Annotated in this window: 7 protein-coding genes and 1 pseudogene; 4 read left to right on the forward strand and 4 right to left on the reverse strand. The window is 63.3% G+C overall.

Going from position 1 to position 8,823, the window contains the following annotated elements:
* The 3 genes from KBZ07_RS12025 to KBZ07_RS12035 form a co-directional block, all read right to left on the reverse strand.
* On the reverse strand, positions 1-1,436 hold a 1,436-nt coding region (locus KBZ07_RS12025; protein ID WP_254931838.1), incomplete at its 3' end, for a diguanylate cyclase domain-containing protein.
* On the reverse strand, positions 1,429-1,842 hold the full coding sequence (locus KBZ07_RS12030) for a PAS domain S-box protein (RefSeq protein WP_254993292.1): 414 nt from the start codon (positions 1,840-1,842) through the stop codon (positions 1,429-1,431). The genes KBZ07_RS12030 and KBZ07_RS12025, both read right to left, overlap by 8 nt.
* 74 nt (positions 1,843-1,916) lie before the next feature.
* On the reverse strand, positions 1,917-2,591 hold the full coding sequence (locus tag KBZ07_RS12035; protein ID WP_254931839.1) for a hypothetical protein: 675 nt from the start codon (positions 2,589-2,591) through the stop codon (positions 1,917-1,919).
* 179 nt (positions 2,592-2,770) lie between these two features.
* On the opposite strand from KBZ07_RS12035, the gene mfd reads away from it, so the two are divergent.
* The 4 genes from mfd to KBZ07_RS12055 all read left to right on the forward strand — a co-directional run bounded on the left by mfd (position 2,771) and on the right by KBZ07_RS12055 (position 8,419).
* Positions 2,771-6,343: a transcription-repair coupling factor gene (mfd, locus tag KBZ07_RS12040; RefSeq protein WP_254931840.1), complete on the forward strand. Its 3,573-nt coding sequence runs from the start codon at positions 2,771-2,773 to the stop codon at positions 6,341-6,343.
* Positions 6,344-6,441: 98 nt separating this feature from the next.
* A complete protein-coding gene (locus tag KBZ07_RS12045) occupies positions 6,442-6,615 on the forward strand; it encodes a hypothetical protein (RefSeq protein ID WP_254931841.1) in 174 nt (57 codons plus the stop codon).
* A gap of 50 nt (positions 6,616-6,665) precedes the next feature.
* Complete coding sequence (locus KBZ07_RS12050) at positions 6,666-6,851, forward strand: hypothetical protein (RefSeq protein ID WP_254931843.1); 186 nt, start codon at positions 6,666-6,668, stop codon at positions 6,849-6,851.
* Positions 6,852-6,913: 62 nt separating this feature from the next.
* A complete protein-coding gene (locus tag KBZ07_RS12055; RefSeq protein WP_106502001.1) occupies positions 6,914-8,419 on the forward strand; it encodes an ATP-dependent DNA helicase RecQ in 1,506 nt (501 codons plus the stop codon).
* A 40-nt stretch (positions 8,420-8,459) separates the two neighbouring features.
* Here KBZ07_RS12055 and KBZ07_RS12060 read toward each other — a convergent pair.
* Positions 8,460-8,823, reverse strand: a pseudogene (locus tag KBZ07_RS12060) (peptidoglycan-binding protein); the annotation flags it as partial.

The following is an 8,823-nucleotide window of genomic DNA, read 5'->3' on the forward strand; positions in this document are numbered from 1 at the left end:
CGAGGACGATCTATCAAGACGGATTCGGTGACCTCAACAGCCAGGCGCCCTAAATCAACCTCATAGCGCTCTGCGATGGCAATCATCCGCCCAGCAAGACCCTCCCGGCAGACTTGCAGCGGACTTATATTGATCGAAATTACAAGATCAGGGGCTGTATTCTCTGTCAATTTCAGCACCGCCAAGCAACGGTGCAAAACAAGATCACCCAATTGATCAATCAAGCCCACAGACTCGGCAACCGAAATAAATTCGCTTGGCGCCATCCAGGCACCCTCAAAATCACGAATACGGACGAGCGCCTCGAAGCCAATCGAATCCCGGCTCTTTAGATCAACAACAGGCTGAAAATCAACCTTAAGTAGATCACCATCAATTGCAGACTGCAACTGGCGCTTTATCAAAACTCCCCGCCTGACCTGAGCATCAATTACGTTGTCATAGATGGTGATTGAGCGCTCATCGCTACCCTTAGCCGCATACATCGCCAGATCAGCACGGCGCAATAACTCATCTACAGTGACCTCAGGATCATCAGTAGAGGCAATACCCACAGACATGCTGGGTGTAATCGAATAATCCTGTGAAATCCAGGGCTTGGAAACCAGAGCCTGCAAGCGTTCCGCCAGCCGTACTGCTGCCATTGGCGTGGGCACACCAGGGCTCAACACCACGAATTCATCCCCCCCCAGCCTGGCAAGCACATCCTCAGGACGAAGGGTGGATTGAAGCCGTTTACCCAACTCAATCAACAACTCATCACCAACTTGATGGCCGTAGGAATCATTTACTTCCTTAAAACGATTTAGATCGCAAAACAGTAGTGTGACTAAGCCGGGCCGACGACGTAGCTGCTGCAAGGCTATTGCAATCCGAGCGCGCAGGCCTCGACGATTGGGCAAGCCAGTCACGGGGCACTTCATCACCTTGGCCGCTAGAGCCAGCTGCTTCGACTGCAGATCTATATACTTTTTACTGGTTGACAACCATTTCTCTTCGATCTGCTGGCTTTTCTGCTGCAGCTCATCGAATGAGATCCGAGCACTCACATCCCGAAAGGAGAACATCAATGGATTTGGCACCTCCGTGACTACGGGACGCCATTCGATTTCCAGAGCATGCACCGGATCTTCACTGAGAATCACGGTGACAAAAACAGTCTTCAGCAATCCCCCTCGGGTCTGCTCAATGGTAAGGATTGGTTCACCAACAATATTTAGTGGCAGAATCCCGTGAAGATCCACTCCGAGTATCTCAAGCCTGGACTTACCTACAAATTTATCAAAAGAGGCGTTTGTCCACAGCACTTGGCCGATCGCATTGACCAGAACGAGTCCTTCACTTATCTGGCCAAGGGCAGAATCAAGCCGGCCCAAGGTGCGGCGCAACTCAACGACCAGTGTCGTTTCGTCATTTGGAGTGGAGGCTTCAGGCATCAGTCTCCATACAGCCTGGCAAGGGGGTGAGGGTGGCCCCGAAAACCCAGCCAGCCTCGCGCTTTTCTCCCAAAATGAAATGCTCAGACACCACCTCACTACCGTCGGCGCAGACGGTTTTCAGACGCAACGGGTGCGCAAGAATGGTGGACTGCTCCGTGGCCTGGAAGCGGGAAAAGCCCAACTGGTGAGACATCTGAAAAGCACCCGGCAAGATCAGGCTCAGGGGTTGGCCGCGCAACTGATCTTCAGTCCAGCCGTAGGCCTGCTCGAAAGCCTTGTTAATCGAAACCACTTGTCCTAGGGAATCAGCCAATACAAAGGGCCTATCTCCGTTCTGCAGGGATTCAATGGTGGGTTGAACAGAGGCCGCAGTGCTCTCTGGCTGGGACTGTTCGGTAGCCAAAATTTACTCGATCTATGGTTGAAATTATATGGTGCCCATTGAAAACTTTTGCGCAAACGGGCCGACCCAACCGTTTAGGTGCCGCAATGGCGGCGCACCAACTGAGCCCCCAGGTTCAAGCGGGTTTGATTGGCATAGGCCTCCCGCTCCAGTTGCCGCTCCTGCTCCGATGCCTGGCTGTAGACAGATTCATTCAGCACACCATTTAGGTGATCGGGCAAGGCTGAGGGCAAACCCAGGGGCCGGGGGCGGGAACGCAACCCCCGGTTGCTGCAGCTCTGGGCAACGTGAATCGCCTCATGGTTGAGCACCCGGGCAAACTCCACACTGCCCTTAGCCACCACCCGGGGCTGAATGCGCAGGGTCCGTGCTGCCGGGTCCCATTCCCCCGCCGCCCCAGGCTTGCGGGGCTGACCCAGCTCCAGACGCACCCCGGCTTTGGCCAGCACTATGAGCAGCTCACCGATCGCCAGGCGCTCGGCCCCAAAGCTGGGCGGGTGGGCGATCAGGGCCCGCAGCTCCGCCACAGACAGCCGGGGTTCGTTGGCCCGGCGGCGGTAGTGGTAACGCACCGCACCACTGGGAAGGGTTTCAGCCCGCGGCAGCCACTGACGATCAGCTGTAGCCAGTCGCTGCAGCAAAGCCGCCTCCTGTTCAGGCAGCAGACCTGCCGCCTGGGCCGTTGGGCGCGCAGGCTCGCTTGCCAAGCAAGCCCCCAGCAGAGCCAGCAAGCCGCCCAGCGCCAACACGGCTGGCGCCTTAGCCAGCCGGTTAGTAGGGAACAGGCTCTTGGTGTTGAACAGCCTCTTGGTGTTGAACAGACAGCTGGTCTTGGACAGACAGTGAAGTCGAAGCAGAAGTTGGCGGCAACCAACACCACTCTGGTGCCAGTTGCGAAGATCGGAGCCTTCTGAGATTCCCTGACCCCATGCCCCTCACCGCCCTGGTGCGCCAGCTGCAGCAGGTGCCCCTCACCGGCGAGGTTTTGCTGCGTCTGCAGCGGGCCGACCGACTGCGGCTCAGTGGGGCGGGGCGCAGTGCGCGGGCCCTGGTGAGCAGCGCCCTGGCCGGGGCTGCCGAGGCGCCCTTGCTTGTTCTGGTTCCGACCCTGGAGGAAGCGGGCCGCTGGGCAGCGCTGCTGGAGCTGATGGGGTGGAACAGCTGCCAGCTCTACCCCACCAGCGAGGGCAGCCCCTACGAGCCCTTTGACCCCACCAGCGAAATCACCTGGGGCCAGTTGCAGGTGCTCAGCGAACTGCTGGATGCCCCCCGCCGCCTGGCAATCGTGGCAACGGAAAGGGCCCTGCAGCCGCACCTGCCGCCTCCCGAAACCCTGCGGGATCAATGCCTGAGTCTGCGTAAGGGCGACACGATCGACCTTGAACAGCTCGCCACCACCCTCAGCCGGCTGGGCTACGAACGGGTGCCCACCATCGAGCAGGAGGGCAGCTGGAGCCGGCGCGGCGACATCGTTGATGTGTTTCCGGTGAGTGCCGAGCTGCCCGTGCGGCTGGAGCTGTTTGGCGAAGAACTGGAGAAACTGCGGGAATTCGATCCCGCCTCCCAGCGCTCCCTAGACGCCATCGAGGTGGTGCGGCTCACACCCACCGGCTACGGCCCCCTGATCGCCGATGCCCTGCGCGAGTCGATGCCGGATGGGCTCGAGCAAATGCTCAGCCCGGAGGCCCTCGAGCAGCTACTCGAAGGGGGCACCCCGGAGGGCATGCGGAGGCTGATGGGCCTGGCCTGGCAGCAGCCGGCCTCCCTGCTGGATTATTTGCCGCCCCACACCCTGATCGCCATCGATGAGCGGCGCCACTGCCTCTCCCATGGCCAGCAGTGGTTTGACCATGCCTGCGACCACTACGCCGACGTGGTGAAGGAGCTGGAACTAGAAGCCAGCGCGGCGCCGACGATCCTGCCGCCGCTCCTGCATCGCCCCGCGGCAGACGCCCTGGAGCAGGCGGAGGTATTTGCCGGTTTCGATCTGGCCGAGCTGCACGAAACCGACCAGCACCCCAACAGCTTTGACCTGGCCTCCCGCTCGGTGCCGGCCTACCCCAATGCCTTCGGCAAGCTGGCAGGCCTGGTGAAGGGCTTTGTGGCCGAGAAAGCCAAGGTCTGGCTGCTGTCGGCCCAGCCCTCGCGGGCGGTAGCCCTGCTGGAGGAACACGACTGCATCACCCGCTTCGTGCCCAATCCCGCCGACTTTCCAGCCATCGACCGACTGGTGGAGCAGGCCACGCCGGTGGCCCTGAAAACTAAGGGCACCGCCGAGCTCGAAGGGCTGCAGCTACCGGCCTGGCGGCTGGTGCTGATCACCGACCGGGAGTTCTTTGGCCAGCACGCCCTAGCCGCCAGCGGCTACGTGCGCCGGCGCCGCAAGGCTGCCAGCCGCACCGTGGATCCGGGCAAGATGCAGCCGGGCGATTTCGTGGTGCATCGCAACCACGGCGTCGGCAAGTTTCTGAAGCTGGAAAAGCTGGCGATCGGCGGCGAATCCCGCGACTACCTGGTGGTGCAATACGCCGACGGCCTATTGCGGGTGGCCGCCGACCAGCTGGGCAGCCTCGGCCGGTACCGCGCCAGCACCGATGCGCCTCCAGACCTAAACCGCATGGGCGGCACGGCCTGGGCCAAGGCCAAGGAGCGCGCCAAAAAGGCCGTGCGCAAGGTGGCGGTGGATCTGGTCAAGCTCTACGCCGAGCGCCACCAGGCACCGGGCTTCGCCTTCCCCGCCGACGGCCCCTGGCAGCACGAACTCGAAGACTCCTTCCCCTACGAGCCCACCCCCGACCAGGTGAAGGCAATCGCCGATGTCAAGCGGGATATGGAGCAGCCCCAGCCAATGGACCGGCTGGTGTGCGGCGACGTGGGCTTCGGCAAAACGGAGGTGGCGATCCGGGCCATCTTCAAGGCGGTCACGGCGGGCAAGCAGGTGGCGATGCTTGCCCCCACAACGGTGCTGGCGCAGCAGCACTGGCGCTCCCTTTCGGAGCGCTTTGCGCCCTACCCAATGAAGGTGAGCCTGCTAAACCGCTTCCGCACCACCGCCGAACGCAAAACAATCCTGGAAGGGTTGGGCGCAGGCACGGTCGATGTGGTGGTGGGCACCCACCAGCTGCTCTCCAAAAGCACCGGCTTCAAGCAGCTGGGTCTGCTGGTGGTGGATGAGGAGCAGCGCTTTGGCGTCAACCAGAAAGAAAAGATCAAGGCGCTGAGAAAAGACGTAGACGTGCTGACCCTTTCGGCCACACCGATCCCCCGCACCCTCTACATGAGCCTTTCCGGCGTGCGGGAGATGAGCCTGATCACCACACCACCGCCGCTGCGCCGGCCGATCAAGACCCACCTGGCCGCCCTCGACGAGGAGGCGGTGCGCAGCGCTATCCGCCAGGAGCTCGACCGCGGCGGCCAGATCTTTTACGTGGTGCCGAGGGTGGAGGGCATTGAGGATGTGGCCTCCGGCCTGCGGCTAATGATCCCGGGTCTGCGGCTGCTGGTCGCCCACGGCCAGATGGCTGAAGGCGAGCTGGAGAGCGCCATGGTGGCCTTCAACGCCGGCGAAGCCGACCTGATGCTTTGCACCACGATCGTGGAGAGCGGCCTCGACATCCCCCGGGTGAACACGATCCTGATCGAGGACGCCCACAAGTTCGGACTGGCCCAGCTCTATCAGCTGCGGGGCCGGGTGGGGCGCAGCGGTATCCAGGCCCATGCCTGGCTGTTTTATCCCGGCAATGCATCCCTGAGCGAAGCTGCACGGCAACGGCTGCGGGCGATTCAGGAATTCGCCCAGCTGGGATCGGGCTACCAGCTGGCCATGCGCGATATGGAGATCCGTGGCGTCGGCAACCTGCTGGGGGTGGAGCAGAGCGGCCAGATGGAAACCATCGGCTTCGACCTTTATATGGAGATGCTGCAGGAGTCGCTGGCTGAAATCCAAGGCCAGGACATCCCAGTGGTGGAAGACACCCAGATCGACCTGCCTGTGACCGCCTTCATCCCAGGCGATTGGATCACGGAAAACGACGAGAAGATCGCCGCCTACCGGGCCGCCGCCGAGTGCGGCGGCAAGGAGGAGTTGCTGGAGCTGGCCACCGGCTGGGTGGATCGCTACGGCGCCATTCCGGCGCCGGTTATCTCGCTGTTGCAGCTGATGGAGCTGAAGCTGGTGGCCAAGCGCTGCGGCTTCTCCCGCATCAAGCCGGAAAAACCCAACATCGCCCTGGAAACCCCCATGGAGGAGCCCGCCTTCCGCCTACTGCGCCAGGGCCTGCCCCAGCACCTCCATGGCCGCCTGGTGTTTCAGCCCGGATCGGGCGCCACCGCCAAGGTGCTGGCCCGGGGCCTGGGGGTGCTGCCTGCTGAGAAGCAGCTCGAGGAGCTGATGGGCTGGCTCAACCAAATGGCGGAGCAAATCCCAGGCAGCGATGGCCTCACCGAAGCCCAGCGGCGCGAGCAGCTCAAGGCCCGCAACGAAGAGGTGTTGGCGGTGTAGGCGCCGCCAGCGAGCCGCTCCTGGGCCCAAGGGCCCCTTAACCAACCAGATTCCGCAAAAATCCGTTACATTCATGAGAAGTTGTGTAACGGCGATCCATGGGCGAAGTGATCGGAGCAGGTTCGGGCTTAGGGGGCGGGTTCAGCCTCGTTTCTGGAGTGGTGAGCCTCCTGGCGATCGGCATGTACGCCATGCTTCAACCAGGTGCCGGCAACAACAACGATGATGACGATTCCGGCCCCGGCGGTGGACTGATGCAGCCGGTCGCCTGATTCCGCCTAGCTAGGCGCTTGAAATTAAGCGGATTTCAAGGCTTTTCAGGTTGTTCAGCAGCCCGGAGTTCGGCCTGATAGCCAGCTGGCACCACAACCAGAAAAAGGAGCCACCAAGCCAGCTCAGCGGCAGCACCCTGCGGGTGTCCCTGGGGGAGTTGGCGGGGGGCAAGCGGGTGCGCTTGCAACTAGTGGAGGAGTCACCGGAGCAGCTACCGCCACCACCCCTGCCATGACCGGCCCCTAGCACCGCATCTGGTGGTCGCTATGGTCAGTGAGCACTACGGGTAGGGCCCAATTGCCTTCTGGCCCCGCTGATCCCCTGGCGCTGGCCCTGGAGCGCCATTTTGGCTGGTCCGATTTCCGTCCCGGTCAGCGGCCGGTGGTGGAGGCCCTGCTGGCCGGCCAGGACTGCCTGGCCGTGCTGCCCACCGGCGGTGGCAAGTCGCTTTGCTATCAGCTGCCCGCCTTGGTGCGTGGTGGGCTGGTGCTGGTGATTTCACCCCTGGTTGCCCTGATGCAGGACCAGGTGAGCCAGTTGCAACGCCGAGGCATCCCTGCCGCCTGCCTGCATGGCGGCCTGGCCTTGCCGGAGCGGCGCCAGCTGCTGCAGCGGCTGCGCGATCACAGGCTGCGGCTGCTTTATCTGGCCCCGGAGCGGCTGCAGGGGGAAGCCACCCGCCAGCTGCTCGACGACGTTCTGGAGAGCGGCCAGCTGGTGGCGCTTGCGGTGGACGAGGCCCACTGCATCAGCGCCTGGGGCCATGATTTCCGCCCCGATTACCGCCGCCTAGGCCAATTGCGGGCTCAGTGCCCCGGGGTGCCCCTAGTGGCGCTCAGCGCCACCGCAGCCCCCCAGGTGCGCGCCGACATCATTCGCCTGCTGCAGCTGCGGCGACCGCTGATCCAGGTGCGTTCGGCCCGCCGCACCAACCTGGTGTATGGCATGCAGGTGCGCCCGCCCGATCCCCTGCCCTTGGTGCTGGCGGAGCTGGGGGCATCCCGGGGCGCCGTGCTGATCTATGCGCGCACCCGCCGCTCGGTGGAGCAATGGGCGGCTCGCTTGACAGGGGTCGGGGTGGAGGCGATCGCCTATCACGCCGGCATGGACCCCGAAAGCCGCCAGCTGGCCCTGGAGCATTTCCAGCTGCAGCCGCGGCCGGTGCTGGTGGCCACCGTGGCCTTCGGCATGGGAGTGGACCGATCGGATGTGGGACTAGTGCTGCACCTGGACCTGCCGGCCAGTCCGGAGGGTTATCTGCAGGAATCGGGCCGGGCCGGCCGGGATGGGGAACTGGCGCGCTGTCTGGTGCTCTACGACTCGGCTGATCGCACCAGCTTGGGCTGGGCAATTCGGGGCGTGGGGGCCCAGCGCCAGCAGGACCAGCAACGGCTGGAGCTGGCCCAGCAACAATTGCGGCGGATGGAAGCGGTGGCGGAGGGCGAGGGTTGCCGGGAGCAGGCGCTGCTGCTGGCCGTAGGGGAACTGGCGGCCGCCTGCGGCCGTTGCGATAACTGCCGTAGTCCCCGTGAAAGTCGGGATTGGTCTGTTGAGGCGCACCAGGCGCTGGAGGTGCTGGAGCTTCGTCCCGGCCGCGATCTACGCAACCTGGCTGAGGAGCTCGCATCCGCCGTGTCGGTTGAGCAGCGACAGCAGCAAGAAGCGAGCTGGGGGTGGCTGCTGCGGCGGCTGGCCCAGGAGGAATTGCTCAGCGAAAGCGATGACGGCGCCCAGCGTCTCTATCTGCGCGCCTCGGGCCGGCGCTACGTGCGCCAGCCCTGGCCACTTCACTGGGCTGCCTGACTGGGCAGCCTGAGTGGTGGTGCTTGGCTAGCCGGTTGGATTAGCTGGCCCGGGCTTTGCAGATATCGCTGATTAGCTGCTCCTCAAAGTCGCTCTGGGGTGCATCCCAGCTTTTCCATTGGCCTGATTGGCTGGTGGCATTGAGCTTGCGGGCTCCGCAGTTGACTGCCAAATAAACGGGCTTGCCATCGCTATTAAGGGTTGGGGCTACAAAACTGCCCCCCATGGGCTGCCAGTTGGCCCAGTCCACCTGCAGCGGGCCGTAGCTGCGCCAGTCGGGACCCTGAGGCTTGCTGCTGCTGGGCTTGCTGCCAGTGCTCGGCCGGCTGGCGGGGGAGGTGTTTGCGGTAGTCGAAGTGGTTGAGGCTTTGGCGATCGGCGTGGCAACGACTGGGGAGGGCTTC

This window comes from Cyanobium sp. BA20m-14 (assembly GCF_024346295.1).